Raw genomic sequence first — 26,530 nt, 5'->3', positions numbered from 1 at the left:
GTGTCCGACTGTGTGCTGCTGCCGGACTTGGAGCAGTGAGCACCTGCTGCCGGGCGGGGCGGTGGTGACCACCTCGTGGCACGAGCCGGCATGCCCGGCGTCAGGGGCACGCCTATGACCGGCCGTGTTTCCGTGGGACCGGACGACGCGGGCGGCTGGGCGCCGGTCCCGGCGGGTCGTCTGCCCGGCGATATTGCCGCACCGATTCGGGCGGCTCGGGAGGCGGGGGTCGAGAAGCGCCACCTCGCGGCGATTCTCGCCGAGGCCTTCCCTCCGTTCGGCACCGATGGCAGGGACCCTGCCGCGGGCTGGACTGACGCGTGACCACCACCGCCAACCGGAGCAGGTGTGTGGGCAGGTTGCGGCGTGTTCACGGCGACGCGTCGCCTGGGGTGGTAGTCGTCCAGCACACCATCCGAGGGCGGGCTTGATGGATCCGGAGGATGGATCTGCGCGGCCGGATGTTCCCGACCCCGGCCATCACGTCGACGACGAGATGGACCGGATCGTCGAGCGTCTGCGGGACCTGGCCCATGCCCAGCGCCGTTTCCAGGACCTGCTGGATGCCGTGATGGCGGTCGGCCGGGAGCTGGACCTCCCGGTCGTGCTAAGACGCCTGATCAGCACGGCGATGGGCCTGGTCGACGCCCGCTACGGCGCGCTCGGCGTGCTCAGCGAGGACGGCGAACGCCTGGAGGACTTCATCCCCGTCGGGCTGAGCGACCGGGAGACATCGGACCTCGCAGGAGTAGCGCTTCCCCACGGCCGCGGACTCCTGGGGCACCTCATCGAGCACCCCGAACCGCTGCGCGTCGCGGACATCGGCGCCCACCCACAGTCGGTGGGCTTCCCGCCCGGCCACCCGCCGATGCAGGCCCTGCTCGGGGTGGCGATCACCTCCCGCGGACGCGTCTACGGCAACCTGTACCTCACCGAGCGACGCGACGGCCGGCCCTTCGACCGCCACGACCAGGACATCGTCGTAGCGCTCGCCGGAGCAGCCGGCCTCGCGATCGAGAACGCCCGCCTCTACCGGCAGGTCCGCGCCAACGCCGAATACTTCCAGCGCCTCCTGCTCCCGCAACTGCCGGCCCTCGACCCGTTCAAGACCGCCGCCGTGTACCGGCCCGCCGCCGCCCCGGACCACGTCGGCGGCGACTGGTACGACGCCCTGATGCTCCCCGACGGCGCCTGCGCCCTGGTCATCGGCGACGTCGTCGGTCACGACCTCAAGGCTGCCGCCACCATGGCCCAGACCCGCAACATGCTCCGCGCCCTGCTGTACGACCGCCGCACCCCACCCAGCGCGATTCTGACGCAGCTCGACCGCACCCTGGACGCGATCACCGACAACCCGATCACCACCGCCTGTCTGGTACGCATCGAGCCCGCCGAGAACGGCTGGACAGTGCACTGGAGCACCGCCGGACACCCGCCGCCACTCGTGATCGGCCCCGACGGCACCGCCCACTATCTGCACGCCGACCCCGGCCTGCCGCTCGGCGTGGACACCGACATGCCACGACCCGACCACAAGCACCCCCTCCCCGGCGACGCCACCCTCGTGCTGTTCACGGACGGCCTGGTCGAGCACCCCGACCACCCCATCGACGCCGGCCTCACCGCTCTCGCCCGAATCGCGGCCGCGCACGCCCGCCTGCCGCTGGACGACCTGTGCCGCACGTTGGCCGACGCCCAGCCGGGCGACGGCCACGACGACCTGGCCGTCCTCGCCCTGCGCACCCCACCACAGCCAGACGATCCTGCGGCTGCTACGGGAGTTGTCCCCCCGGCCGGCTGACTGGAGCATGCCCGCAGAATCAGGACGCCGTTGTCGGCGCCCCGGGCCACCTCCAGCAGGCAGGAAACGGTGCCGACCTGCACGACCGGCGGTGGAGACCGGGTCCTGCCGGGCGGTGAGCGCCTCGGTGACGGCGCCGCGGGTGCGGGCCCGGTCGATAGCCCAGCTCAACGCGTCGATTGCGCGGTGAGGTTCACCCGTGGTCACCCGGCCGGGCCTGGGTCGCCGTACCCGCCGCCGCCGGGCGTCTCGATCTCCAGCACGTCGCCGGGCTCGACGTCCGCGGTCGCACAGCCGCCCAGTGGCTCGGTCCTGCCGTCGCGCCGCAGCAGCCGGTTGGCGCCGAGCCCTCCCGGCGCGCCACCGGCCATGCCGTAGGGTGCCACGCTCCGGTGCCCGGAGAGCAGGCTCACCGTCATCGGTTCGCGGAAGCGGATCCGGCGCACCACTCCGTCGCCGCCCCGCCATCGCCCCGCGCCGCCGCTTCCGGGGCGCACCGCGAACTGCTCCAGCAGCACGGGCAGCCGCCACTCCAGGACCTCCGGGTCGGTGAGCCGCGAGTTGGTCATGTGGGTCTGGACCGCGGCGGCGCCGTCGTAGCCGGGGCCGGCACCGGAGCCGGAGGCGATCGTCTCGTAGTACTGGTGGTCCTCGTTGCCGAGGCTGAGGTTGTTCATGGTGCCGGAGCCCTCGGCCTGGACGCCGAGTGCGGCGTAGAGCGCGCCGGTGATGGCCTGCGAGGTCTCGACGTTGCCGGCGGCCACGGCGGCCGGGTAGCGCGGGGCGAGCATCGAGCCGGGTGGGACGATGATCCGCAGCGGCCTCAGGCAGCCGTCGTTCAGCGGGATGTCGTCGGCCACCAGGGTACGGAAGACGTACAGGACCGCCGCGTTCACCACGGCGGAGGGTGCGTTGAAGTTCCCGTCGAGCTGGGCGGAGGTACCGGTGAAGTCCACGGTGGCGGTGCGCTGTCGGCGGTCCACCTCGACCCGTACTGCAATCACCGCGCCGGAGTCGGTCTCGTACCGGTAGGCGCCGTCAGCGAGCTCGCCGATCACCTCGCGCACGGCCCGCTCGGCGTTGTCCTGCACGTGGCGCATGTAGGCCCGGACCACGTCGAGGCCGAACTGGTCGATCATCGCGAGGACTTCGTCGACACCCTTGCGGTTGGCGGCGATCTGGGCCCGCAGGTCGGCGAGGTTGGTGGCCGGGTCGCGCGAGGGGTACGGCGCCTCGGCGAGCAGCCGCAGTGTCTCGGCCTCGCGGAGCCTGCCGTCCGACACCAGCAGCCAGTTGTCGAGGAGCACGCCTTCCTCGTGGATCTCCCGGCTGGTCGCGGGCATCGAGCCGGGGGTGATCCCGCCGATCTCGGCGTGGTGCCCGCGCGAGGCCACGAAGAAGAGGATGTCCTGCCCGGCCGGGTCGAAGACGGGGGTGACGACGGTGATGTCGGGCAGGTGCGTGCCGCCGTGGTACGGGTCGTTGACGGCGTAGGCGTCGCCCGGCCGGATCGACGGGCCGCGGCGGCGGAGCACCTCCTTGACCGTGGTGCCCATCGAGCCGAGGTGGACGGGGATGTGGGGGGCGTTGGCGACCAGGTTGCCGTCCGGGTCGAAGAGCGCGCAGGAGAAGTCGAGCCGTTCCTTGATGTTGACCGACTGTGCCGTCGATTCCAGCCGGGCGCCCATCTGCTGCGCGATCGCCGTGAAGAGGTTGTTGAAGAGCTCCAGCAGGACCGGGTCGGCCTCGGCGGTGACGGAGGGTTCCGCGAAGTCCCCGACCTGTTCCACCAGCAGGTGGCCGACCGGCGTCACCGTGGCACTCCATCCGTCGTCCACGACCGTCGTGGCACCGGCCTCGGCGATGAGGGCCGGCCCGGTGACGGTCTCGGCCGGACGCATCCGCTCTCGCTCCCGTACCGGCACGTCGCTCCACCGGCCGCCGGTGAACATCCGGACGGTGCGGGGCTCGACGGGCCCGTCGCCAACGTCCGGCGTGGCTCCGAGCGCCTCCAGGTCAGGCTGCTCGGTGAGTCCGGTTGCCTCCACCGCCAGCGACTCGACGACTATCGGACGGTCCATCAGGAAGGAGTAGGTGGCGCGGTGACGCGTCTCGAACTCGTCGGTCATCGCGGGGGGTTCCGCCAGGGCGGTGTCCAGCGTGGTGTCGGTACCCTGGTACCGCAGCCTGACCCGGTGCGCCAGCCGGATCCGCTCCGGTGCGATCCCCTGGTCGACCAGCTCGGCCGTGGCCAGGGCCGCCAGCTTCTCGGCCAGTGCCCGCACGGCGGCCATGGACTCCTGCGCCAGCGGGCGTTCGACGGCGTGCTCGCGCAGGACGGTGGTGTCGGCGAGGCCGATGCCGAGCGCGGAGAGCACTCCGGCCATCGGCGGCACCAGCACCGTACGGATGCCGAGGGCCTGCGCGACCGCACACGCGTGCTGGCCGCCCGCACCGCCGAACGTGGTCAGCGCGTATCGGGTGACGTCGTGGCCCTGTTGCACCGAGATCCGTTTGATCGCGTTCGCGATGTTCCCGACCGCGATCCGCAGGAAGCCCTCGGCCGCCTGCTCCGCCGTGCAGGCCGCGCCCGAGTCCGCGGCGATCTCGGCCGCGAGAGTGGCGAACCGGCGCCGCACCGGGTCGAGGTCGACCGGCTGGTTGCCGGCGGGTCCGAAGACGTGGGGGAAGTGGGCCGCCTGGATCCGGCCGAGCAGCAGGTTGGCGTCGGTGACGGTGAGCGGACCGTCGCGCCGGTAGCAGGCGGGGCCGGGGTCCGCGCCGGCCGAGTCGGGGCCGACCCGCAGCCGTCCACCGCCGAAGCGCAGCACCGAACCGCCGCCGGCCGCGACCGTGTGGATCGCCAGCATCGGTGCCCGTAGCCGGACTCCGGCGACCTCGGTGGTCACCACCCGCTCGAACTCGCCGGCGAAGTGCGACACATCGGTGGAGGTTCCGCCCATGTCGAAGCCGATCACCCGCTCGAATCCGGCGAGTCGGGACATCCGCACCATGCCGACGATGCCGCCGGCCGGGCCGGACAGGATGGCATCCTTGCCGCGGAAGTGGCCGGCCTCGGCGAGGCCGCCGTTGGACTGCATGAACATGAGCGGGATGTCGCTCAACTCCCGCGCCACCTGCCGGACGTAGCGGCGCAGGCCGGGCGACAGGTAGGCATCGACGACCGCGGTGTCGCCGCGCGGGACCAACTTCATCAGCGGGCTCGCCTCGCTGGACAGCGACACCTGGGGAAAGCCCAGCCGCTCGGCGAGTCGGCCGATCGCCTGCTCGTGCGCGGGGTGCAGGTAGCTGTGCAGGCATACCACCGCGAGCGAGCGGATGCCGTCGCGGTGACACCGGCGCAGCTCCTGCGCGAGCCGTTCGAGGTCCGGTGGGCGCAGCACCGAACCGTCGGCGGCGATCCGCTCGTCCACCTCGATCACGCGGGCGTACAGCGGCTCGGGCAGGGTGATCTCGCGGGCGAATATCCGCGGACGGTTCTGGTAGCCGATCCGCAGGGCGTCGGCGAAACCCCGGGTGATCACCAGGGCGGTCGGCTCACCAGTGCGCTCCAGCAGGGCGTTGGTGGCGACCGTGGTACCCATCCGCACCGAGTCGACGCGTGCACCGCCGGACGGCAGGAGGGCGCGGATTCCGGCGATGGCGGGGTCGGGGTAGCGGGCGGGGTCGTGCGAGAGCAGTTTGCGGGTCAGCAGCCGGCCGTCCGGGGCCAGCGCGACGACGTCGGTGAAAGTCCCGCCCCGGTCCACCCAGAACTGCCAGCCGCGGCTCGCCATTCCGGCTCCCTCCGCTGTGCCGCGCGGCGCGCCGGGCACCGGGCGGCGTCCCACCGTCGAGTATCCGACCGGCGGGTGGGAGCCGCAAAACACGGGGACAATGGTGGAGACGGGCGACTCGGCTGCGCCCCGGAGGGCGGTGACGCGCTCATGGTGGCCACCACGGTGGGGGTGCTGCGGGAGACCGTGCCGGGTGAGCGGCGCGTCGCGCTGGTGCCGGACCTGGTACCGGCCGTCGGCCGGCTCGGTCTGAAGGTCCTCGTCGAGGCGGGCGCGGGTGCCCGGGCCCGGCATCACGACGTGGCTTACACCGCGGCAGGAGCCGAGCTCACCGGGCGTGCGGAACTACTACTCCACGCGGACGTGCTGCTGGGCATTCACCCGCCCACCGGTGACTCGTCGCGGCGGCTGCGTCGCGGGCAGGTGCTGGTCACGATGGTGCGTCCCACGCGGATCGCCTTCCTGGTCCGGCAGTGGGCCGACCTCGGGGTCACCTCGATCGGCCTCGACCTCGCCCCCGCCCGGCTGCCCGCGGCGTATCCGATGGACGCCGCGGCCTCCCAGGGGAGGATCGCCGGTTACCGCGCCGTGCTGCTGGCGGCCGCCCGGCTGGGCAGCTGCCTGCCGCCGTGGGGCACCTCGGACGGCCTGTTCGCCCCGGTCCGGGTCCTGGTGGTCGGCGCCGGCCACCCGGGGCTGCAGGCGATCGACACCGCCCACCGGCTCGGCGCCCTGGTGCACGTCGTCGAGTTGCGCGGCCCGGAGCGTGCGCAGGCCGTCGCGCTCGGGGCCGAGCTGCTGGACCTGCCCGGCCTGCACCCGGTGGACGACGACCTCGCGCTGCGCGAGGCGCTCGAGCACCGGCGCTCCGTGCTCCGCAGCGGGGTCGCGGCGGCCGCCGTCCGCCACGACCTCGTGCTGACCGCCCTCGATCTGCCGGACCACGAGCCGCCGACGGTGCTGGACCGGGACACGGTGGCCACCATGCGGCCGGGGTCGGTGCTGGTCGACCTGGCGGCGGGTCCGGGAGGCGGCAACATCGAGGGCATCGGGCCGGACACCACGACGCTGGTCGGTGACGGGGTGACGGTGATCGGAGCCGGTGACCTCGCCGCCGGGGTCCCGACGACCGCGTCGCTCGCGTACGCCCACAACGTGCTGGCACTGCTCGCCCACCTGACGCACGGCGGCCCACTCACGGTCGATCCGACCGACCCGGTGCTGGACGCCATGGTGGTGACCCACCGCGGGACGGTGCGGCACGGGCCCACCGCCCGGCTGCTGGCCGAGGCAACGGCTGCGGCAGGCCTGCCGTAGGCGGTGCCCCGACCGGCCGCCGGCGGAGCCTACGGCTCGTCGCCGGGCCGGGTACGCACTCCGGCGTCCGCGAACACCACGACGGGTCTGGCGATGGCAGCGGCGTGCTCCGCGCACTGGCGGTAGTGGCAGGACAGCAGGGTGAGTTCGGCGGTCTCGGCGGAACCCACTGGAGGGGGATCGGCGAGCAGCAGGTCGTACAGCAGCCGCTGGCGCAGGCCCGCCTCGTGCAGGTCCGACAGCAGGTCCGCGACACCCTCGGGCGTGCCCTCCGTCAGGACGTCGGCCGCCCGGCCGACCAGGCCGACGGCCGCCTCGGCGAGTCCGCTCAGGGGTGCGAGCACCCGTTCGGGAAACGGCTGGCTCCCCTGCCGTGCCCAGGCGATCTCCAGCAGCCGCCGGGCGAGCAACGCGAGCCACTCCACCTCGCTGCCCACGTGGACGCCGGCCACGACCGCCACGGGCTCCGGCGGTGTGTCGGCCGCGTCCTCCTCGATCCGCCCGCACAGCTCGGACAGCGCCTTCTCGGCGGTGACGACCCCGTCCGCCGCGCCGTCCGGCTCCGTCAGCGCCGAAGTCGCGCCCTCCAACGCCGTCCGCGCGAGGCGGACCAGTTCGGCCAACTCGCCGAGGAATGCTCGGTGTTCACTGCCAACGGTGCGTGACATCGGTCGGCTCCCGTCGTTCTCGGCGCCCCGGGCGGTCCGCGCGCGGCGCGGGCACACCACTCCACCACGCCATGCAGGCGGCCACCCTCACCAGTGTCCCATCGACGGTCCGCGGGGGCTCGCGGTGTCCCGGACGCCCGCCGGTTCAGCGCTCGACGGAGAGCCTGAGGAAGTGCGCCGAGCAGGAGATGCACGGATCATGGTTGCGGATCGCCCGCTCGCTCAGCGTGGCCAGCTCGGCGTCCTCGGCGGGTGGGCCGACGGCCAGGCGGGCGCGCACCGCGCGCGCCACGTCCGCCTCGATCGCGCCCTGGTTCTGCGCCGTCGGCGGCACCAGGACCGCGTCGGTGACTGTCCCGTCGGCGGCGAGCATGTAGCGGTGGTAGAGCAGACCGCGGGGCGCCTCGGTCGCGCCGTGGCCGGTCGCGGCGCGGGCGGGGACGGGGATGTACGGGCGCGGGGGCGGCCGGTACTCGTCGATGATCCGCAGCGCCTCGTCGACCGCGTACAGCACCTCGATCGCCCGGATCACGATGGAACGGTAGGGGTTCCGGCAGACCGCGCCGGTGCGGGGGTCCCCGAGGCCGCCGGCCACCGCGAGGTCCAGCAGTCCGGCCGGCATCCGGTGCCCGCTGATCGCGAACCGGGCCAGTGAACCGGTCAGGTGCCTGCGGCCGTCGAGCCGGGAGTGCAGCGCGGTCGAGTACGGCACCTGGTGCTCGACCACGTGTGTCCCGAACTCGGCCAGCGGGAAGGCGTGGACGCTGCCGCGCCGGTCGCCGTCGGTGCGCAGCACGGTGGGGGTGCCGGACTCGACGGCGTAGTGGTCGGGCTCGGCCAGAGCGAACAGGTCGGCGTCGCAGACCGCGTCCGGGAAGTCGAAGCCGCTCACCCAGTGGACCGACTCCTCGGCGTCGTCCCGCGCCCGGCGCAGGAGTTCGGCCAGCGGCCGCAGCTCGGCCGGGGCGGGTACCCGGTGGAAGCCGCCGAGCCGGACGTTGACCGGGTGAATGGCGCGGCCGCCGAGGAGTTCGACGATCGCGTTGCCGGCCTGTTTGACCCGCAGGCCGCGGGCGACGTCCTCGCGGTGGGTGCGGGCGAGTTCGATGGCGCTGTCGCAGCCGAAGAAGTCGGGGGCGTGCAGCAGGTGGACGTGCAGGGCCTGGCTCTCGATCCACTCGCCGCAGTAGAGCAGTCGGCGCAGCGCGGCCAGTTGGCCCTCGACGCGCACCCCGCAGGCGTCCTCCAGCGCGCGGCAGGCGCTGAGCTGGTAGGCGACGGGGCAGATGCCGCAGATGCGGGAGGTGAGGTCGGGCGGTTCGGTGTGGCCTCGGCCGCGCAGGAAGGCCTCGAAGAACCGGGGTGGTTCGTAGATCGCCAGTCTGGCCTCGGCGAGTTCGCCGTCGCGCAGGACCAGGTGCAGCGAGCCCTCGCCCTCGACGCGGCCGAGCGGGCCGAGGTGCAGCTGGCGCGTGCCGTCGCCGGTCATCGGTCCGCCTCCTCGGCGGCCTGCCGGGCGGCGGTGTCGAACTCGGGGGCGGCAGTGTTGAAGGTGCGCAGCACCCGGACGACGTCCGGCCCGGCGAGCCCCCCGCGGCGCAGCAGTGGGACGAAGGCCGGCAGGTTGGTCGAGTCCGATGGGCCGAAGCAGCCGTAGCAGCCGCGCGCGTACGCGGGGCAGAGCGCGCCGCATCCGGCATGGGTGACCGGCCCCAGGCACGGGGTGCCGTGCGCGACGGTCACGCACACGGTGCCTCGGCGCTTGCACTCGAAGCAGACGCTGTGCCTCGGCACGTCGGGCGTGCGGTCCGCCAGGTACGCGGTGATCACCTCGATCAGCTGCCCGCGGTCGATCGGGCAACCACGCAGCTCGAAGTCGACCGGGACGTGGGCGCTGATCGGGGTGGAGGTGACCAGGGTCTCGACGTACTCCGGCCGCGCGTACACCACCGCGCGGTACTCGGCCACGTCCGCGTTGTTGCGCAGCGCCTGGATGCCGCCGGCGGTGGCGCAGGCGCCGATGGTCACCAGGTACCGGGACGCAGCCCGGACCCGTCGGATCCGCTCGGCGTCCTGGGCGGTGGTGATCGAGCCCTCGACCAGCGAGAGGTCGTACGGGCCTGCGGCGGGCGCGGTGGCCGCCTCGAGGAAGTGGGCGATCTCCAGGCGTTCGGCGAGGTCGAGGAGTTCGTCCTCGCAGTCGAGCAGGGTGAGCTGGCAGCCGTCGCAGGAGGCGAACTTCCACACCGCCAGCCGTGGCCGGTCCATCTCACAACTCCCTTACTGAGAGCAGCTGTTCCGCCTGGCTCCAGGTGACCACCGGGCCGTCGCGGCAGAGCAGCAGTGGGCCGAGTTGGCAGTGGCCGCAGTGTCCGGTGCCGCAGTGCATGGTGCGCTCCAGCGAGACGTGAATCCGGTCCGGGGCCACCCCGCGGTGCACCACCGCGCGGGCTGCCGCGCGGATCATCACCTCGGGCCCGCAGAGGTAGGCGGTGGTGCGAGGCGGGTCGACGGCGGCCCGGTCTAGCAGGGTGGTCACCACGCCGACCTCGCCGTACCACTGCGGATCCGGGCGGTCGACCGTGGTGAGCACCCGGGCACCGGCCGTCCGCCAGCGTTCGACGTCCGCGGCGAAGAACAGGTCGGCGGGGGTACGGGCGCCGACCAGCACGGCCGGCCCGCCGGTACGCCTGTGTGCGGCGAGGGTCCGCTCCACCAGCGGCCGCAGCGGTGCCAGCCCGATGCCCCCGGCGACCACCAGCACGTCCGCGCCGGGCGTGTCGGGCAGCCGCCACGCGGTACCGAACGGTCCGCGCACGCCCACCGTCTCCCCCGGGCGCATCCCGTGCAGCGCACGTGAGACCGCGCCGACCGCACGGACGGTGTGAGTCAGCCTGTGGCCGTCGATCCCACTGACCGAGAGCGGGATGTCACCGACGCCGAAGGCGTAGACCATCGCGAACTGGCCCGGTGCGAACGGCGGGAGTGCGTCCGTGACCGGCTCGAGGACGATGCTGGCCGTGTCCGCCGTTTCGGCCGTGCGCGCGGTGACCCGGTAGCGGACGGGCGGTGCGGCCGCGGGCGGCGCGCCCGTCACCGCGCGGGACCGGTCCCGGCGGTGTCCTGCCCACCGCCGTAGAGGTCGAGCAGCCGGGTGCGGGCCGCGTGCAGCCGCGGCCCGATTGTCCCCGCCCCGATCAGCCGCAGCAGTTCCAGGCCGAAGGCCGGCTCGTCGTCCATCGCCGCCCGCACCGCCGCGGCGTCGAACTCGATCGCGTCGACCACGCCGCGGGCCACCGCCCCGAGCTGCCAGCGGTACGGCTCGAACAGCCAGGACCAGCCGAGGAGTTCCCCCTCGCCGAGAGTCTCGACGACGAGCGTGCCACGGCCCGGCACGTGAACGTCGAGCGCGACCAGGCCGCTCCGGACCAGCCAGAACCGGTCGGCCGGCCCACCCTCCTCGAAGATCCGGGCCCCGTCGGCCCAGGCGACGTCTCGGCCGAGAGCGAGCAGCCGATCGCGGTGGTCGGCGGCCAGCCCGGCGAGCAGTGCCGTCACGGCATCTCCTGGCGGTCGGCCACAGTCCTACGCTCCTGGTTGAGGGCGTGGGCCTCCTCGGTGATGTCGATGCCGACCGGGCACCAGACGATGCACCTGCCGCAGCCGACGCAGCCGGAGCTGCCGAACCGGTCGTGCCAGGTGCCGATCTTGTGGGTGAGCCACTGCCGGTAGCGGCTGCGCGGCGAGGAGCGGACCGGTCCGGTCGGCAGGTGGGTGAACTCCAGGTCGAAGCAGGACTCCCAGCGCCGCCAGCGCTCGGCGTGGTCACCGGTCAGGTCGGTGACGTCCTCGGCGGTCGTGCAGAAGCAGGTGGGGCACACCATGGTGCAGTTGCCGCAGGTCAGACAGCGCGCGGTGACGTCGTCCCAGCGCTCGGCGTCCAGGGTGTCGCGCATCAGGGCCCGCAGGTCGACCGGCGGCATGGTGCGGCCCATCCGGTCCGCCGCCTCCCGCACGACCCGGGCGGCCTCGTCCCGGGTGTCCGGGTCGGCCGGGCGGAGGCGCAGCTCGGCCAGCACCTGCTCGCCCTCCGGGCTGCCCGCCCGGACCAGGAACCGGTGGCCGTCCTCGTCGACCAGCTCGGTCAGGGCCAGGTCGTAGCCCGGTCCAGCTGCGGGTCCGGTCCCCATCGAGACGCAGAAACAGGTGGCGCCCGGCTCGGTGCACTCGACGGCGACCAGGAACGCCCGGGAACGCCGGGACCGGTAGCGCCCGTCGGCGTGCGGTCCGCCGGTGAGCACCCGGTCCTGCATCGCGATGGCCCTCAGGTCGCAGGGGCGCACGCCGAGGAAGGCGTAGGAGACGGTCGGCGGCGGGTCGGTACGGAACGCCGTGCCGCCGTCGGATGCTCGGTCCGCGCTCCACTGCCGCTCGCGCTGCGGGTGCAGGAACGTCTTCCACGAGTTGGGCCCCGCGCTGTGGGCGAAGGCCGCGCCGTCGGGACGGGGGCGGAGCCGGTAGTGGCCGGCCTCCAGCTCGACGCCCCAGCCGTACGGAAGCTCCTCGCCGGAGGCGAGCTCGGCCAGCACGATGGCACCGTCGCGCACGGTCGGCCCGACCACGGTACGGCCATGCGCGGCGAGCACGCGGATCAGCGCGTCGAGCCCCGCCCGGTCGATGACCGCGGTGGCCGCCGGAGCGCTGGTCATGGTGCTACCTCCTGCAGCTGACGGGCGCCACCGGGCAGCCGGCCCTGGAGTCGTGCGCCCATCCTGTGCCGCCGACGCCGGAAAGCTGCGGCGGAGGCCCGCCGCCGCGCCGGACCGACGCCACGGCTCCCCCGGACGGGCGAAGTGTTCGGGTCGACCGCCCGGCGCCCGACGGTCATCGACGACCCGCGCGGTGCCGGGCCACGATCCCGCGGACCGCCGCCGCGGCTCCCGGGACGGCCTCGGCGACGGCCGGGCCGAGTCCGTGTCCGAGCCCGAAGGCGCTTCCCCCGATCGCGAGCAGGACGAGGCGGCGGGGCACCCGGCCGAGCACCGTGGCCAGCGCGAGGGCGTGGCCGAGGCCGAGCCCGTGCGACCCGGCCGCAGTCGGCTCGACGGTCACCTCCCCGGGTGCCGACGCTCCGTTCCCGGTGAGCCGCAGCCGGTGCAACCGGCCGGCCCGCTCCGGCGGCACCCTCACCGCGTCCAGCACGACGGCCAGCTCCGCACCGTCCCACAGCTCGATCAGACGCGCGGGTTCACCGTCGCAGACCGCGAGGCGTGCCACCGGGCAGGGGTCGGCGGCCAGCACGTCCACCACGGCGGTGCCAACGCCGTCGTCGCCCCGCAGCGGGTTGCCGACACCGATGACGACGATGCGGTCGGGCGGCGAGGCCCGTTCTGCGGTGGCACCCATGCGTCCTCCCCAGCGGCGCTGACCCGGACGCCCGGGTGGCACCGATCCTGCACTCAGAGAGCCCCACCGGCCCGGCGGCGCGCGGGTCCGCCCGGTCGGACAGCGGCGAGGAGCCGGTCGGCACGAGCGACCGGAGCCCGGTCAGGGCCGGTCAGCCCGCGATCGGGGCCGACCGGCACCGGCCGCATCGGCGTCGGGCGGACGAGACTGACAGCAGACCAGCCCGTCCGAGCCTCTCGGAGGTCGCCGTGACCGCCCCGATCACCGTCGGATACGACGGATCACCCGAAAGCACCGCCGCCGCGCAGTGGGCCGTACGCGAGGCGGAACTGCGCGGTCTGCGCTTGGAGCTCCTGCTTGCCTGGCCCTGGATGGCCGAGGAGATGCTCGGGCAGCCGGACGCCGTGGCCGAGTCCCGCAGTCGGCTCGGCCGGCAGGAGGCCGAGCTGCGCGCGCAGCTGTCGACCGTCGACGTGACCGCCGTCCAGTGGACCGGCAGCGCCGGCCAGGCGCTGGTCGAGGCCGGCGAGCACGCCGCGATGCTGGCGCTGGGCTCCCGGGGTCTGAGCACCTTGCGCGGTTTCCTCGTCGGACCGGTGGGCCGGCACGTTCTCGAGCGCGCCGCCTGCCCGATCGTCCTCGTCCGCCCGACGAGGGACACGCCGCGATCCACCGGCGAGGTGGTCCTCGGCCTGGACCTGGACCACCATTGCGGCGGGGTGATCGCATTCGCGTTCGAGTCGGCCGCCCTGCGCTCGGTGCCGCTGCGGGTGGTCCACGCCTGGCGGCCGCCGGGCGGCGGCGACCTGGCCCCGGCGGTGGTCGCGGAGCTCGAGGAGGAGATGGCGGCGGACGCGATGGAGCGCTTCACCGCCGCGGTCGAGCCCTGGCGGGAGAAGTACCCCGACGTGACGGTGGTGGCGTCCCTGCTGCGCGGCAGCCCCGCGGCGACGCTGATCGATGCCGTGGGCCGGCCGGACCTTCTGGTCGTCGGCCGGCGCAGCGGCGCCGGTTCCGGCGGACCCCACCTGGGACCGGTCACCGAGGCGGCGGTCCACCACGTCCACAGCCCGCTCGCGGTGGTCCCGTACGGCTGACGGGACGCCACCCGCGACCCGCCCGGCACCGCCATTGGGGCCGGGCGGCCCATTCCCGCGGGCCACGTCCCGGAGCAGGCTGGAGACACGGCCTCCCGAGGTCACCCGGGACGCGAGGCCGGCCGACCGCAGGAAGGACGGACCAGGCCATGGACACGCAGACGACGGGCACACCGACGCGCACGAAAACGTGGACGCTGCGCGTGGATCTCTTCGAAGAGGGCGACGTCACCAAGGTTCACGCCGTCCTCGACACCGGGGACAACCGGCTGGAGAGCCACACCGAAGCCCACCGCAATCCGCACGACCCTCCGGTCCCCGAGATCGGCGACGAGTACGCGGCCGGCCGGGCCTTGGTCGATCTCGGCGACCAGCTCCTCCACTTCGGCGTGACCGACGCCGCCGCCAACGAACCGCCGCTGCACAGCTGACCGTGCGAACGCGGCTGTCGGCGGGGCCCGGGAACCCTCACCCGAAGGAGGTCGCACCATGCAGCACTGCACCGTCGGGGACGTGATGACCCGGGATGTCGTCGTCGCCCACCCCGAGACCACGTTCAAGGAGATCGCCGCCCTGTTCCACCGCCGCGGCATCACCGCCGTCCCCGTGGTCGACGAGCTGGACCGCCCGGTGGGGCTCGTCTCCGAGGCCGACCTGATCCGCAAGGAGGCCGGTCTCCTGGGCGAGGACCACCGGAGCGCCCGGTGGGTCCACCCGCACGGGCCGTACCTTGCTGGGCCGGCGCTCGCCGAGGAACTGATGACCAGTCCGGTCGTCACCGCGCGGGCCGACTGGAGCCTGGTGAAGACCGCCCGGGTGATGGACCGCAGGAAGCTCAAGCGGCTGCCCGTCATCGACCAGGACGGCCGGCTGACCGGTATCGTCAGCCGCGCCGACGTGCTGCGACCCTTCCTGCGCGAGGACGCCTCGATCCGCGCGGAGATCACTCACGACATCCTGCTCGAAACGCTGTGGCAGCCGGCGGACGCGGTCGACGTGTCGGTCGAGGACGGCGTCGTCACGCTGACCGGCACCGTCGAGCGAAAGAGCCTCGTCCCGATCCTCGAGCGGATGTGCCGTTCACTGGACGGGGTGGTCGCCGTCCGCCAGACGCTCGGCTACGAGACCGACGACACCCGCGTGGACACCGCCGCCCAGTCGGCCGTCCGCGGCATCATCGGCTCCCACTCCGCACACCACCGCTGACGGGGACGACCGCACGGTCTCGCGGCGAGCGTCGGACGCCGCGAGGCACCTCGAAAGGTGTCTCGCGGCGGCCGCGCGGATCCACGGCTGCGGGTACGGTTCAGCTCTTCTTGAAGACGGTCACGGCGAGGCCCTCGCAGGCGGTGTCGCCAGCGACGACGGCGCCGTTGGTGTCCAGGACCTTGGTCCAGGTGCCCGCAGGCAGCGTGACGTTGTAGGTGGCGCCGGTGGGGTTGTCGACCACGACGGTGTCGTAGCTCGTGGGCGCGGCCGGGTTGGAGCTGAAGCGCCCGACGACGACGGAACCGTCCACCTGGGCGGTCATCTGGTTGTGGACGGCGTCCCAGGTGGTCAGCCGCAGGGCGGGCGCGGACTTCCGGAGGGCGATCGCGTCCCGGTAGTAGCGGAAGACGTTGGCGTTGGTGGTCTTGTCGCCCCAGTGGATCGCGTTGACGGTGTCGGAGGCGTTGTAGGAGTTCTTGGCGGTGGTGTAGTCGCCGTTCACGACCTTGGAGCGGAGGAACTCGTCGCCCTCGGCGATGACCGGGATGCCCTGGGAGGTGAGGACCGTGCCGACGGCGAAGCGGTCGATGCGCCCGGCGGTGCCAGTGGCTCCGCCGCTGCCGCCGGAGTAGGTGATCTTGTCGTAGAGGTTGAGGTTGTCGTGGATGGAGGCGTAGTTCATCGTCTGCTCGGGGTCGTAGGCGAACGCCGGGGTCCACAGGTTGGAGATCGGCGCGGTGCTCTTCAGGTCGGTCGGTGAGCCGCGCATGCCGAAGGCGATGGCGCCGGGGTTGCCCGAACCTCCCATGTACGCCATGACGTTGTCGTCGGTTCCGCCTCGAATGGCGTCCCTATAGACGCCGTTGAACACACCGACGTGCGCGGGCGCGAGCGCGGGGACGTTGCCGTAACGGACCTTCTGCGCCTCGGCGGAGTCGGCGGCGCCGCCGTTCCACGGCTCGCCGTAGAGGAGCAGGTTGCGGTCGGCGTACGCGGTGTTGAGGTAGTTCGCCCAGGTGGACACGTTGTTCCAGTAGTGCACGCCGATGAGGTCGAAGCGGAACCCGTCGACGTTGTAGTCCCGGACCCAGTGCTCCAGCGAGTCCTGGATCATCCGGCTCACCATGGGGTTGCCGTCGTCGATCGAGTTGCCTGTTCCCGACAGGTCGGTCGGCGTGTAGTACTTGCCGGTGATCCCGCCGAGGACCGACTGGCTGAAGGTGTGGTTGTAGACCACGTCCATGACGACGCGGATGCCGTTCTTGTGGAATTCGTTGACCATGTCCTTGAATTCCCGGATCCGGTCCTCGGGGAGGGTGTACTGCGAGTACTGCTCCTCGGGGACGTTGTAGTTCACCGGGTCGTAGCCCCAGTTCGGCGCGGTGCTGCCGAAGTCGAAGGACGGCATGATCTGGACGGTGTTGACGCCCAGTTCCTTGAGGTGGTCGATGCCGGTCTTCGCGCCGTTGTTCGTGGTGCCGGTCTGCACCAGGCCGAGGAACTTGCCGCGCTTGGCCGGGTCGACGCCTGAGCTGGCGTCGATGGTGAAGTCACGCACGCTCAGCTCGTACACGACCGCGTCCTCGCGGTTGGCCAGGGCCGGGCGGGGTGCCCAGGTGCCGCCGGTCGGGGTGACCGCGGCGCTGTCGACCACGACGCCCTGGGTGGTGCCGGGGTTGGCCATCTGGGCGTAGGGGTCGCGTACCGCAGTGCCGCCGACGGCGAACTGGTAGGTCTGGCCCTTGAGGTCACCGCCGACCACCGCCTGGTAGACGTTCGAGTAGCCGCTGAGGGTCGTCGGGCTCAGCGGGTAGGTGGCGCCGCCGACGGTGACGGTGACATTGGAGTTGTCGGGCGACCAGAGGCGGAAGGTGGTGCCGGTGGGGGTGTAGATCGCGCCGAGCGTGTTGAGTGAGGACCCCCCGCCGCTGCCGCCGGTGCTCTGGACCGTCGTCAGGTGACTGACGGAGTTGTACGAGAACGTCGTGGTCGCCCCGTTCGCCGGGACGGTGAAGCCGATGTTCACGCCGCCCGCAGCACCGCCGGCACCGTAGTTCTCAGTCCAGGACTGCCCGATGGCGACCTTGGTGTTCCAGGCGCCGACGGGGATCGCGGTGGTGGTGTAGGTGTACACGCCGTCGCCGTCGGGATCCTGCATCGTGGTCGCCGCACAGGTGGGGGACCAGTCGGCGCCGCAGCCGAGCTCGGACTGGTAGTCACCGACGGCGGTGACGACCTGCTGAATGGAGTTGTCGGTGACCACGTGGGTGACGGGGTCGTAGACGAACGTGACGAGCTTTCCACCGGCCGGGACGGTGATGGAGATGTTCGCGCCGCCCGGGGCGCCACCGGCCCCGTAGTTCTCGGTCCAGCCGTTGTTGATCGCGACCTTGTAGGCGTAGGTGCCGGCGGGCAGGCTCAGGCTGGCTGCCCACATACCGTCGGCGCGCTGGGCCAGCTGCGCCTGGGTACAGTCGGGCAGCCAGTCGGCGGCACAGCCGATCTCGCTGTCGAAGGTCGCGGGCAGGCTCACCGCGGTGGGCACGGCACCGGCTGGGGAAGCCGACACGACGACGGTGCCGGTGCCGAGAAGAGCAGCTGCCACGGCGAGGATCGGCGCTCTGCGCGGGCCGGTACGTGGTTGAGGCCTGTGTCTCATGGGGGGCTGCCTCCTGGGCATGCCGCGCGCCGAGGCGTGCGGAAGCCGCGCATGGGCGACTCCGGTCCGCAACGACCGCGCCGGCTGGGTGGGGGTGGGAGGTGGGGAGCGGGAGCTGGGCAGGAGCTCAGGCGGCGGCTCCCGAACATCTGGGTGGGGGGAAGCGGCCGTGAACACCTGGACGGCCACACCGACTGATGCAAGAACTTGCAGGATGTTTCCGCAAGGTATCGCCACGCCGAGGGCGCGTAAAGGGCTCTCGCGCGGTTCGCACACGTCGATCAACAGCCAGTACCGGGACGCCTGCACAGCGCAATGGCAACCCACCCTCGGCCCGGCCGGCGCCATGCCCTCAGGTTCATTGGCCACGGCCGCCACCACACCCTGTCTTCACCACACCCAGGCGGCCTGCGGAATCCTCAGCAGGGCACCCAAGACGGGGCAAGCAGCCCGGCTTCACCACTCGTTCCGCCTTCCGTCGCATCCCAGACTGTCGCCCGACCCGGGATGCGCGCGCCCGGCGCCTACCGCTCGTCAGGTCATCCTGAGGGTGCGCCAGGATGACGGCATGGCAGATGAAACGATCACCCCCCGCACCATCGCCGACCGTCACCTCGACCAGGTGGCTGCACTCGACCCACTGGAAGCCGCTGGCTGGGCCTGCACCCGGGCGACGACCGGCAGCCGGACCTCTCCCCGGAAGGTTTCGAGGCGCTCGCCGATGTCGCCCGACGTACACTCGCCGTGCTCGACGCCGCCCCCGCCACCGATGACCCCACCGACCGGGCCTGCGCCCGGCTGCTCCGGGAGCGCGTCACCGCCGAGCTCGCCATGCACGACACCGGCGAGAACTTCCGCCAGCTGCGCAACATCGGCGCGCACGTCCACCACGTGCGGGACATCTTCACCTTCATGCCGGCCGCCACCGACGACGACTGGGCAGCGGTGGCCGGGCGACTGCGGAACCTGCCGGCCGCGCTCAACGGGTACCGCGCGACACTCACCGAGGGGATCTCCCGGGGCCTGCTCGCCGCGCCCCGCCAGGCAGCCGCGGTCATCGACCAGCTCACCGCCTGGACCGGCGAGGGCAGCGACAGCGCGGGGTGGTTCACCGACTTCGTTGCCCCGGGCCCCGAGCGGCTGCGCGGCGAACTCGGCGCCGCCGCCCTCAAGGCCACCGTCGCCGTCGCCGGGTTCCGCGACTGGCTGCGCGACGCCTATGCCCCGGCCACCGCCAACACCCCGGACGCCGTGGGGCGGGAGCGCTACCGGCTCGCCGTGCGCTACCACACGGGCGCCGATCTCGACCTCGACGAGGCCTACACATGGGCCTGGAGCGAGTTCCACCAGACGGCGGCCGAGATGCGCACCGAGGCTGAACGCGTGCTGCCCGGCGCGGGAGTCCAGGGCGCCATGCACCACCTGGAGCGGCACGGTCACGCGGTCAAGGGCGAGGAAGCGATCCGCGACTGGCTGCAACAGCTCATGGACCAGGCGATCACAGCCCTCGACGGCACCCACTTCGACATCTCCGGCCCCCAGCGCCGGGTGGAGTCCCGGATCGCGCCGACCGGCAGCGCCGCAGCACCTTACTACTCCGGCCCCAGCCTGGACTTCAGCCGCCCGGGACGCACCTACCTGCCGGCCCTCGGCCGGGACACCTTCCCGACCTGGCAGCTCGTCACCACCTGGTACCACGAGGGCGTCCCCGGCCACCACCTTCAACTCTCCCGGTGGGTCGCCCTCGCCGACCGACTCAGCCGCTACCAGACCACGCTGGGCATTGTCAGTGCCAACATCGAAGGCTGGGCCCTGTACGCCGAACGACTCATGGACGAGCTGGGCTTCCTCTCCGACCCCGCCCACCGCCTCGGCTTCCTCGACGAGCAGATGCTGCGCACCATCCGGGTGATCATCGACATCGGCATGCATGTGGGCCTGGCCATCCCCGCCGATGCGGGCTTCCGTCCCGGCGAGCGCTGGACCCCGCAGCTCGCCACGGAGTTCATGGCCACGTACACCGGCAGCCCGGCCGAACTGCGCAGCAGCGAGATCGTCCGTTACCTCGGCTGGCCAGGTCAGGCCATCGGCTACAAGCTCGGTGAGCGCGCCTGGCTGCGGGGGCGCGAAGCCGCCCGCCGCCGACAAGGCGGCACGTTCGACCTGAAGACCTGGCACATGAAGGCGCTCTCCCAGGGCTCGCTCGGTCTCGACGACCTGGTCGACCAGCTCTCCACCCTGTAAACCGGTAGGGACAGGCCCCGCTCGGCCGGGATGACAACCTACAGAGCGGGGCCCGCTCGCGGTCCTGCTCTGGTCGAGCCTGGTGCACACCGGAGTTCAGGAGAAGAGTGCCATGCGCTCCTCGCCGAGGTGGGCGCGCAGGATGGCGAGGCCGCGGGCGGTCTGGGTCTTGACCACGGACGTGCTGACGCCGACGATCTCGGCGGTGGTCTCCACGCTGTGGTCTTCCCAGTGGCGCAGCAGCACGATCGCCCGGTCGCGGGGGGAGAGCAGGGCGAGTGCTCCCAGCAGGGTCAGCCGGGCGGCGGTGAGGTCCGGGGAGTCGGGGTGCTCCGGCAGTTGGTCGGTGGCCAGCTCACTGGTGCTGGGCCGGCGTTTGTGGTCGAGCAGGGTGTTGAGCAGCACCTTGCGGGCGTAGAAGAAGGGGTCGGTGTCCCGGCGGGTGAGGCGGGGCCAGGCGATGTAGACCTTGGTGAGGGTGGTCTGGGTGAGGTCTTGGGCCAGGTGCCAGTCCCGGCACATCAGAAAGGCGATCTGGCGCAGCCGTACCGTGCACCCCTCGGCGAAACTTATGAACTCTTCGTCCTTGCGCACTGCGGTGACCCCGTTCTGGTGCAGCCGTGTCTGTGGGTGGAGCGGTGTCGCGGCCCCGGCGCACCGGGGCCGCGACAGGTGGAACCGTCAGCTGGTCAGGCGGGGTAGGGACGGGAACTGAGCGGCGGCGGCTTCACCGGCGGCCTGGGTCATGAGCTTGCCGATCGCCGGGTCACCGGCCACGGCGATCGCCTGCTCCTCGGTGAGGGCCAGGATGCCCGGCTTGTTGCCCTTGCCGTCCCAGGCGAGGCAGCTGGCCATGTCGAGCATCACCTCGGTGCCGTCGGCGTGCAGCACCGACACAACGGTGTTCTGGATGCAGTTGTCCTTGTGGTGGATGACCCTCACCTGCTGTCCCCGCTGATCGCGGACGCATGAGTTCTCCGCCGAGCAGGGCATCGCGGGGTTGGCGGAGCCGAGGAAGACCCGGATCATCCCTGTACCGGCGGGGGTGGTCAGGTACACCTGGGCGACGGTCTCGTTGGACCCGGCGACCCAGGCGGTCTCGCCGGCGTAGCCGCTGGTCTGGGCGTCCTGCGGCAGCACACGCAGCAGGCTGGAGAGCAGCGCGGCGCCGGTGGTGGGAACCAGGCCGGCCGTGGGAGTGGGGTTGGCACCGGCGGCCAGCGCGACCGGCGACGAAGCCGTCGCAGCCGCCACGCCGACCTGGTTCGGCGTCCGCCCGGCGACACCGAGCGGGCCGCCGAGCAGGACCGCGATCCCTGTGAGCGCGACGACCGAGCCGGTCACCGCGCCGATCGCGCGGCCACGGCGGGTCCGTCGGCCGCTGCGCATGGCCGATCCGACGATGTCGCCCAGCGGAGGGGGGTTGAGTGCCGTCAGTTCGTCACTCAGTTCTGAGCGGAAGTCCTTCATCTCTGATGTGTCCTCTGTTGTCGATTCGCACGCCGGCCATGCGGACCCGCTCGAACGCGGCTCTGAATCCCTACACGGATGAGGCCGGTGTTCGGTGACATGACGGGTCTGGCCAAAGGGCAGGAGTGCCCGCTGGGTACGCCGCGGTGGGCCGGGACCTCGGGGTGAACCAGGGCTTCGGCGTAGTCGCAGGCGTCCGGTTCTCCCTCAGCTTTCTCTTCCCCGGGGACCTACGGAAGGAGCCGGTCGCCGCCTGAGCCTTCTTCCGGGTCGCTGCGGAGATCGAAGGTCCTCCGTCGCTGCCCGACAACGGCCGCCCCGTGACGCTACGTGCTCTTCGTAGGTGAGCCTGGAGCACGGCCCGACCTGCGGAAGCACCTGCCTTTTCGGGCGCAGATACGCAAGAAGGGGGCAGGACTCAATCGGCCATCAGGACGGCAACACCGGTGATTCGGTCGGCGGCCAGGTCGGCGAGGGCCTCAGGTGCCTGCTCCACGGGGTAGGACTGGACATGAACGGTGGGTCGACGGCGGGTGGCCTCGGCGAGGTAGGCGAGGCCGTCCGCGCGGGTGTTGGCGGTGACGCTGCGCAGGGTCCGTTCCTGGAAGAGGTGTTGCCGGTAGTTCAGGGCGGGGATGTCGGTGAGGTGGATGCCGGCCACTGCGAGGGTTCCGCCTCGGTCGAGCGCAGCCAGCGCGACGGGGACGAGGTCGCCGACCGGAGCGAAGAGGATCGCGGAGTCGAGCGGCTCCGGCGGTGCGTCGTACGCGCCACGGGCGGAGGCCGCACCGAGGTCGAGGGCGAGCCGACGGGCTGCCTCCGCTCGGGTGAGGACGTGGACGGTGGCACCGCGCGACAGTGCGAGCTGGGCAGTGAGGTGGGCGGAGGCGCCGAAGCCGTAGATGCCCAGGCGGCCGCCGGGCGGCAGTTGGGCACGCTCCAGAGCCCGGTAGCCGATGATGCCGGCACACAGCAGCGGGGCGAGCTCCTCGGCTGGCAGCCCCTCTGGGAGGTGGTACGCGAATCGGGCGTCGACGACGGTGTGCCGGGCGTATCCGCCGTGGCGGTCCCACCCGGTGTAGGTCGAGCGGGGGCAGAGGTTCTCCTGTTCGGAGCGGCAGTACCGGCACTCGCCGCAGGTGCCTGCGAGCCAGGCGGCGCCGACTCGGTCGCCGGGCTCGAAGCCGCTGACCTCGTTCCCGATCCGCATGACCCGTCCGACAATCTCGTGGCCAGAGGTGCAGTGCGGCAGGTGCGGGGCGAGGTCGCCCTCGGCCAGGTGGAGGTCTGTGCGGCAGACACCGCAGGCTGCGACCTCGACGAGCAGGTCACGTGCACCGGTCGCAGCCAGCGGACGTTCCACCAGCCGCAGTGGATTCTCGGCGGCAGGCGCGGTGTGGTCGACGATCCAGGCGGTGGTGGTGGCTGGTGTGGGGCGGGCAGGGGCGGACATCTCCGTGCGTCCTTCCTGGGCTGCCGCGCGTGGGTGGGGATGGCTCGGGGAACCGCCGGATCAGTGCAGGTGGCTGTCCGGGCCGATGGTGCCGATGCGGCGACCGCTGATCGTGTCCGGCTGGATGCGCACCCACAGCGGTCGGTTTCCGCCGGCCCACGGTTCCGTCCGGTACGCGGTCTCGAGTCGCTGGATGGCCTCGACGTCGTCGATGTGCTCGGCGGTCCCGGTGATGAGGACGCTCCAGCCCGTGCTCAGGTGGTCGTCGACGTGGTCGACCTGGAAGGACACTGTCGTCCCCCGCATGGGCGCCGCGGCGCCGTTGGGATCGGTGCGGTAGACGATGGTTCCGGCGTCGGCGGTGTAGTTGACCGGGAGGACGGTCGGGCCCGGGCCGGTCGACAGTGCGATACGGCCGACTCCCCTCGGTCCGAGCCTGTCCCAGCATTCGGGGGTGGTGAGGTGGACGAGCGCGGGGCGTGCCGGTGCCGGTCCTTGCCCGGGCGGCGGGTCGCTTCGGCCCTCGCGCAGTTCCTCGTACGTGAGGTCCAACGCGGCGGCGATGCGCAGGAGGCTCGCGGGGTCGAAGTCGGTCCGTGCCGTCAGCAGGAGCCGTAGGTAGGTGGGAGCCATGCCGGCGCGTCGGGCGAGTGCTTCCTCGGTGAGTTCGAGCCGGCCCTGCCGCTCGGCGATGCGTCGGGCGATGTCAGCGGGGTCCGGCGGGGGTACGGCATGTGCGGTGGGGTCGGCTGGGCTGTTCACGGTGGTTCCTCCTCGCCCCTGGCTGAGGCCTGTTCAGGTGCGGAAGAGCGCGACCTTCAGGGCACCGCCGGCTTCGGTGTCCGCGAAGACGTCGTAGGCGTCCTGCATCTCGTCGAGTCCGAAGCGGTACCCCTCCAGCGTTCGCCCGCGAGCGCGAGAACGCCATGGGACGACGGTCGGACCCACCATCGGGCCCGTCCGACCCGGGCTGGCCAGCCACGGAGGCTGCGGCGCGGGTCCGGTGCGTAGTCTGGGTAGTGGTATCCGTCGAGACCCGGAGGGACCCGTGGGCGGCGCACCGGAGAGTCCGACCCCGCTGCCGCAGCTGCGCCTCGACGACCTGCTGGACCTGTCCCAGCACCTGTTCCGCGTCCCGGGCGGCCCAGCGCAGGTAGGGCCACTCCATGGCCTGGTGCAGCAGCGAGGCGCGGACCTCGTGCACGGTCGCCACCAGCAGCACGTGTTCCAATGCCGGCCCGGCGCGCAGCCAGTCCACCGGCCGATCGTGCTCGGTGGCGAGCACCGCAATGCACGGCTCGGCCTCGAACACGGCGGGCGGCAGGTGCTCAGCCGGCCGGATCGCCGAGAAGTCCCGCATCGGGAGCTGCCCGGCACGGTCCTGCGGCCCGAGGGCGGCGGACGGGATGCCGTACGCGGGCGCCCCTGGCCCCTGAAGCCAGCTGCGGCTCTCAGGCCGGTGCTCCGGGTCGGTGGTGTTGCTGCGCTCGGCCTCGGCCGTGAGCCAGCAGCCTGGCCCGCTCCTCGGAATCGGGCAGGTAGAGCGTCTCGTCCTCCGCCTGGGCGGCCTCGGCCGGCCGTTCGAGGACGGCTGCGGGGACGGGCGGTCCGGTGAAGGTCGTGCGAACGGTGTGCCGGTGTCAGATCGCTTCGAAGAGCTCGGCATTGGCCGGGAGCGTGGCCAGCGAGGGCTGGTCCAGCTCGACGGCGGCCAGCAGATCCGGTTCGGCGGGGTCAGGCAGCAGCCGTACCTCGGGTGCCCAGCCCGGGTGGCGAGCTGCGACGCGCAGGTTGAGCACGGCGGCACCGACGGAGACGTGCAGGGCCCGGCCTTGCGGGTCGGTGACCGGAACCGAGCGCTCCCGCAGGGCGCGTACCTCGAGCATGGAGGTCTCGGGGCGCAGGCGGAAGTGCCAGGGCTGGCTGGTGTGGATGGAGGGCGCGGCGACTGCGGCGGAGACGAGTTTCTCCAGCGCGATGGTGGTCATGACGGCCTCCCTGCCGGCGGTCGACCCGCGCCCGTACGCAGGGCTTCCAGACGCTGGTGGTAGTCATCGGCGTCGATCTCGCCCCGGGCCAGGCGCTCGGCGAGTAGCTGCTCGGGAGCCGGCCGCTCCGGCGGCGGAGGTGTGGGCCGACCGCTGGGGTGTTGCTGCGGGCTACCGTCGAGGTGGCGGACCAGGAGGACGACGCCGAAGATGATCAGCCCCAGGAAGAGCAGCATGCTGAAGGTCATCAAGCCGAGGCCCCAACCGTTCATGCCGTGGTCGTTCCAGTACATCATCGCCGGCTCCTCGGCCGTGCTCGTGCGGGCAGCTGCCCCTCACCACCACGGTCCGCCCCGGCGCGTCCTCGGCGCTTGGGCCGATCGGCTCAACCTGCTGGGCTGGACGGTCTCAATGCGGACGGCCAGGATGCTGGTCACTGTCGGGGTGGGCGGCGATCACGGCGGCCTGGAGACGGCGTTCGACGCCGAGCTTGGCGAGCAGGCGGGAAACGTGGTTCTTCACGGTCTTCTTGGCGAGGTACAGCTCCTTGCCGATCTCCCGGTTGGTCCTGCCCTCGCCGACCAGGACGAGGATCTCGCGTTCGCGCGGCGTCAGCCGGGCGAGCACGGCGCCGGTGTCGCTCTCGTCGTGGTGGCGCAGGCTTTCCATGAGCTTGCGGGTGGTGGCCGGGTCGAGCATCGACTGGCCCGAGGCCACCGTTCGTACCGCGCTCACCAGGTCCGCGCCCTTGACCTGCTTGAGCACGTAGCCGGCCGCCCCGCCATGATCGCGCCCAGCAGAGCGTCGTCATCGTCGAAGGAGGTGAGCATCAAACAGACCAGCTCGGGCATCCGGTCGCGCAGCTCGCGGCAGACGGTCACCCCGTCGCCGTCGGGCAGCCGTACGTCCAGGACCGCGGCCTGCGGCCGTGTCGAGCAGGAAGACCAGGACGGCCGCTCGGACTCCCGGGGCATGCTCGGCCGGCGCGGCGCGAGCCGGTACTACGACGAGCGCTACCGGGAGGGCTTCGCCCTGGAGTGCCGGGCGCTGCGCAGAGTACGCGACGACATGGGCCTCACCAACCTGGTGGTGATGATTCCGTTCTGCCGCACACCGCAGGAGGCGGACCGCGTACTCGCGGTGATGTCCGAGAACGGCCTGACGCGCGGGCACAGGGGGTTGCACGTCTACGTCATGGCCGAGATCCCCGCCAACATCCTGCTCGCCGAGCAGTTCGCCGAACGCTTCGACGGCTTCTCGATCGGTAGCAACGACCTCACCCAGCTGACCCTCGGGGTGGACCGCGACTCCGAGCTGCTCGCCCACCTCTTCGATGAGCACAACCCCGCTGTCACCCGATCCATCGAGAGCCTGATCGCCACCGCCCACGCGGCCGGGCGCCACGTCGGTCTGTGCGGCCA

At 72.3% G+C, this 26,530-nt stretch carries 22 protein-coding genes and 2 pseudogenes; 7 read left to right on the top strand and 17 right to left on the bottom strand.

The features are described 5' to 3' along the window. The first annotated feature begins 496 nt into the window (after nt 1-496). Entirely contained in the window at nt 497-1,801 is a 1,305-nt protein-coding gene (locus tag FHR36_RS32855) for a PP2C family protein-serine/threonine phosphatase (protein ID WP_407660882.1), read from the top strand. Between the two features lie 203 nt (nt 1,802-2,004). On the opposite strand, the gene FHR36_RS32850 is transcribed toward FHR36_RS32855, so the two are convergent. Further along, nucleotides 2,005-5,598, bottom strand: a complete 3,594-nt coding sequence (locus FHR36_RS32850) for a hydantoinase B/oxoprolinase family protein (RefSeq protein WP_253803310.1) — start codon at nt 5,596-5,598, stop codon at nt 2,005-2,007. A 150-nt stretch (nt 5,599-5,748) separates the two neighbouring features. Here FHR36_RS32850 and FHR36_RS32845 point away from each other — a divergent pair, with 150 nt between their 5' ends. After that, nucleotides 5,749-6,915, top strand: coding sequence for a Rossmann-fold NAD(P)-binding domain-containing protein (locus FHR36_RS32845; protein ID WP_253803308.1), 1,167 nt, complete (start codon nt 5,749-5,751; stop codon nt 6,913-6,915). Between the two features lie 29 nt (nt 6,916-6,944). Here the strand turns inward: FHR36_RS32845 and FHR36_RS32840 are convergent, their stop codons facing one another. The 7 genes from FHR36_RS32840 to FHR36_RS32810 form a co-directional block, all read right to left on the bottom strand. Continuing rightward, a complete protein-coding gene (locus tag FHR36_RS32840; protein ID WP_253803306.1) occupies nt 6,945-7,583 on the bottom strand; it encodes a hypothetical protein in 639 nt (212 codons plus the stop codon). Nucleotides 7,584-7,728: 145 nt separating this feature from the next. Beyond that, a complete protein-coding gene (locus FHR36_RS32835) occupies nt 7,729-9,072 on the bottom strand; it encodes a Ni/Fe hydrogenase subunit alpha (protein WP_253803304.1) in 1,344 nt (447 codons plus the stop codon). After that, nucleotides 9,069-9,851, bottom strand: coding sequence for an NADH-quinone oxidoreductase subunit B family protein (locus FHR36_RS32830; RefSeq protein WP_253803302.1), 783 nt, complete (start codon nt 9,849-9,851; stop codon nt 9,069-9,071). The genes FHR36_RS32835 and FHR36_RS32830 overlap by 4 nt, the downstream gene beginning before the upstream one ends. Before the next feature lies 1 nt (nt 9,852). Continuing rightward, complete coding sequence (locus FHR36_RS32825; protein WP_253803299.1) at nt 9,853-10,680, bottom strand: FAD/NAD(P)-binding protein; 828 nt, start codon at nt 10,678-10,680, stop codon at nt 9,853-9,855. After that, on the bottom strand, nt 10,677-11,141 hold the full coding sequence (locus FHR36_RS32820) for a Crp/Fnr family transcriptional regulator (protein WP_253803297.1): 465 nt from the start codon (nt 11,139-11,141) through the stop codon (nt 10,677-10,679). The genes FHR36_RS32825 and FHR36_RS32820 overlap by 4 nt, the downstream gene beginning before the upstream one ends. Beyond that, the gene (locus FHR36_RS32815) at nt 11,138-12,292 is read right to left on the bottom strand and encodes a 4Fe-4S dicluster domain-containing protein (RefSeq protein ID WP_253803296.1); all 1,155 of its coding nucleotides are present in this window, start codon (nt 12,290-12,292) and stop codon (nt 11,138-11,140) included. The genes FHR36_RS32820 and FHR36_RS32815 overlap by 4 nt, the downstream gene beginning before the upstream one ends. Before the next feature lie 175 nt (nt 12,293-12,467). Further along, nucleotides 12,468-12,989, bottom strand: a complete 522-nt coding sequence (locus FHR36_RS32810) for a hydrogenase maturation protease (protein WP_253803294.1) — start codon at nt 12,987-12,989, stop codon at nt 12,468-12,470. Between the two features lie 248 nt (nt 12,990-13,237). Here FHR36_RS32810 and FHR36_RS32805 point away from each other — a divergent pair, with 248 nt between their 5' ends. The 3 genes from FHR36_RS32805 (at nt 13,238) to FHR36_RS32795 (ending at nt 15,292) form a co-directional block, all read left to right on the top strand. Then, nucleotides 13,238-14,086, top strand: a complete 849-nt coding sequence (locus FHR36_RS32805; protein ID WP_253803292.1) for a universal stress protein — start codon at nt 13,238-13,240, stop codon at nt 14,084-14,086. A 149-nt stretch (nt 14,087-14,235) separates the two neighbouring features. Beyond that, complete coding sequence (locus tag FHR36_RS32800) at nt 14,236-14,517, top strand: dsRBD fold-containing protein (protein WP_253803290.1); 282 nt, start codon at nt 14,236-14,238, stop codon at nt 14,515-14,517. Between the two features lie 58 nt (nt 14,518-14,575). Beyond that, the gene (locus FHR36_RS32795) at nt 14,576-15,292 is read left to right on the top strand and encodes a CBS domain-containing protein (RefSeq protein WP_253803288.1); all 717 of its coding nucleotides are present in this window, start codon (nt 14,576-14,578) and stop codon (nt 15,290-15,292) included. Nucleotides 15,293-15,392: 100 nt separating this feature from the next. On the opposite strand, the gene FHR36_RS32790 is transcribed toward FHR36_RS32795, so the two are convergent. Then, a complete protein-coding gene (locus FHR36_RS32790) occupies nt 15,393-17,900 on the bottom strand; it encodes a pullulanase X25 domain-containing protein (protein ID WP_253803286.1) in 2,508 nt (835 codons plus the stop codon). A gap of 622 nt (nt 17,901-18,522) precedes the next feature. On the opposite strand from FHR36_RS32790, the pseudogene FHR36_RS32785 reads away from it, so the two are divergent. Further along, nucleotides 18,523-20,198 (top strand): annotated as a pseudogene (locus FHR36_RS32785) (DUF885 domain-containing protein). Between the two features lie 96 nt (nt 20,199-20,294). Here FHR36_RS32785 and FHR36_RS32780 read toward each other — a convergent pair. The 8 genes and pseudogenes from FHR36_RS32780 to FHR36_RS32745 form a co-directional block, all read right to left on the bottom strand. Further along, entirely contained in the window at nt 20,295-20,792 is a 498-nt protein-coding gene (locus tag FHR36_RS32780; protein WP_253803284.1) for a sigma-70 family RNA polymerase sigma factor, read from the bottom strand. A gap of 87 nt (nt 20,793-20,879) precedes the next feature. Further along, entirely contained in the window at nt 20,880-21,668 is a 789-nt protein-coding gene (locus FHR36_RS32775) for a hypothetical protein (protein WP_253803282.1), read from the bottom strand. 418 nt (nt 21,669-22,086) lie between these two features. Beyond that, nucleotides 22,087-23,121, bottom strand: a complete 1,035-nt coding sequence (locus FHR36_RS32770) for a zinc-dependent alcohol dehydrogenase family protein (RefSeq protein WP_253803280.1) — start codon at nt 23,119-23,121, stop codon at nt 22,087-22,089. Nucleotides 23,122-23,181: 60 nt separating this feature from the next. Next, the gene (locus tag FHR36_RS32765; protein ID WP_253803278.1) at nt 23,182-23,883 is read right to left on the bottom strand and encodes a helix-turn-helix domain-containing protein; all 702 of its coding nucleotides are present in this window, start codon (nt 23,881-23,883) and stop codon (nt 23,182-23,184) included. Nucleotides 23,884-23,916: 33 nt separating this feature from the next. Then, entirely contained in the window at nt 23,917-24,072 is a 156-nt protein-coding gene (locus FHR36_RS32760) for a hypothetical protein (RefSeq protein ID WP_253803276.1), read from the bottom strand. Nucleotides 24,073-24,761: 689 nt separating this feature from the next. Then, nucleotides 24,762-25,109 (bottom strand): hypothetical protein, encoded by a 348-nt coding sequence (locus tag FHR36_RS32755; RefSeq protein WP_253803274.1) that lies wholly within the window; start codon nt 25,107-25,109, stop codon nt 24,762-24,764. Further along, on the bottom strand, nt 25,106-25,405 hold the full coding sequence (locus FHR36_RS32750; protein ID WP_253803272.1) for an SHOCT domain-containing protein: 300 nt from the start codon (nt 25,403-25,405) through the stop codon (nt 25,106-25,108). Before FHR36_RS32750 ends, FHR36_RS32755 begins: the two co-directional genes overlap by 4 nt. Nucleotides 25,406-25,517: 112 nt before the next feature. Further along, nucleotides 25,518-26,038, bottom strand: a pseudogene (locus FHR36_RS32745) (LuxR C-terminal-related transcriptional regulator); the annotation flags it as partial. Between the two features lie 43 nt (nt 26,039-26,081). Between FHR36_RS32745 and FHR36_RS32740 the strand changes: the two are divergent. After that, nucleotides 26,082-26,530 (top strand): putative PEP-binding protein (locus tag FHR36_RS32740; protein ID WP_308199705.1); only part of this gene is annotated, 449 nt, incomplete at its 3' end.

The sequence above is a fragment of the Kitasatospora cinereorecta genome, assembly GCF_024172095.1.
Classification (GTDB): domain Bacteria; phylum Actinomycetota; class Actinomycetes; order Streptomycetales; family Streptomycetaceae; genus Kitasatospora; species Kitasatospora cinereorecta.
This window is presented reverse-complemented; position numbering and strand designations above follow the sequence as displayed.

Bases quoted from the DNA above. Each gene is read 5' to 3' on its own strand.
- FHR36_RS32855 (WP_407660882.1), top strand. From the start codon at position 497: ATGGACCGGATCGTCGAGCGTCTGCGGGACCTGGCCCATGCCCAGCGC.
- FHR36_RS32850 (WP_253803310.1), bottom strand. From the start codon at position 5,598: ATGGCGAGCCGCGGCTGGCAGTTCTGGGTGGACCGGGGCGGGACTTTC.
- FHR36_RS32845 (WP_253803308.1), top strand. From the start codon at position 5,749: ATGGTGGCCACCACGGTGGGGGTGCTGCGGGAGACCGTGCCGGGTGAG.
- FHR36_RS32840 (WP_253803306.1), bottom strand. From the start codon at position 7,583: ATGTCACGCACCGTTGGCAGTGAACACCGAGCATTCCTCGGCGAGTTG.
- FHR36_RS32835 (WP_253803304.1), bottom strand. From the start codon at position 9,072: ATGACCGGCGACGGCACGCGCCAGCTGCACCTCGGCCCGCTCGGCCGC.
- FHR36_RS32830 (WP_253803302.1), bottom strand. From the start codon at position 9,851: ATGGACCGGCCACGGCTGGCGGTGTGGAAGTTCGCCTCCTGCGACGGC.
- FHR36_RS32815 (WP_253803296.1), bottom strand. From the start codon at position 12,292: ATGACCAGCGCTCCGGCGGCCACCGCGGTCATCGACCGGGCGGGGCTC.
- FHR36_RS32810 (WP_253803294.1), bottom strand. From the start codon at position 12,989: ATGGGTGCCACCGCAGAACGGGCCTCGCCGCCCGACCGCATCGTCGTC.
- FHR36_RS32800 (WP_253803290.1), top strand. From the start codon at position 14,236: ATGGACACGCAGACGACGGGCACACCGACGCGCACGAAAACGTGGACG.
- FHR36_RS32795 (WP_253803288.1), top strand. From the start codon at position 14,576: ATGCAGCACTGCACCGTCGGGGACGTGATGACCCGGGATGTCGTCGTC.
- FHR36_RS32775 (WP_253803282.1), bottom strand. From the start codon at position 21,668: ATGAAGGACTTCCGCTCAGAACTGAGTGACGAACTGACGGCACTCAAC.
- FHR36_RS32770 (WP_253803280.1), bottom strand. From the start codon at position 23,121: ATGTCCGCCCCTGCCCGCCCCACACCAGCCACCACCACCGCCTGGATC.
- FHR36_RS32760 (WP_253803276.1), bottom strand. From the start codon at position 24,072: ATGGTGGGTCCGACCGTCGTCCCATGGCGTTCTCGCGCTCGCGGGCGA.
- FHR36_RS32755 (WP_253803274.1), bottom strand. From the start codon at position 25,109: ATGACCACCATCGCGCTGGAGAAACTCGTCTCCGCCGCAGTCGCCGCG.
- FHR36_RS32750 (WP_253803272.1), bottom strand. From the start codon at position 25,405: ATGATGTACTGGAACGACCACGGCATGAACGGTTGGGGCCTCGGCTTG.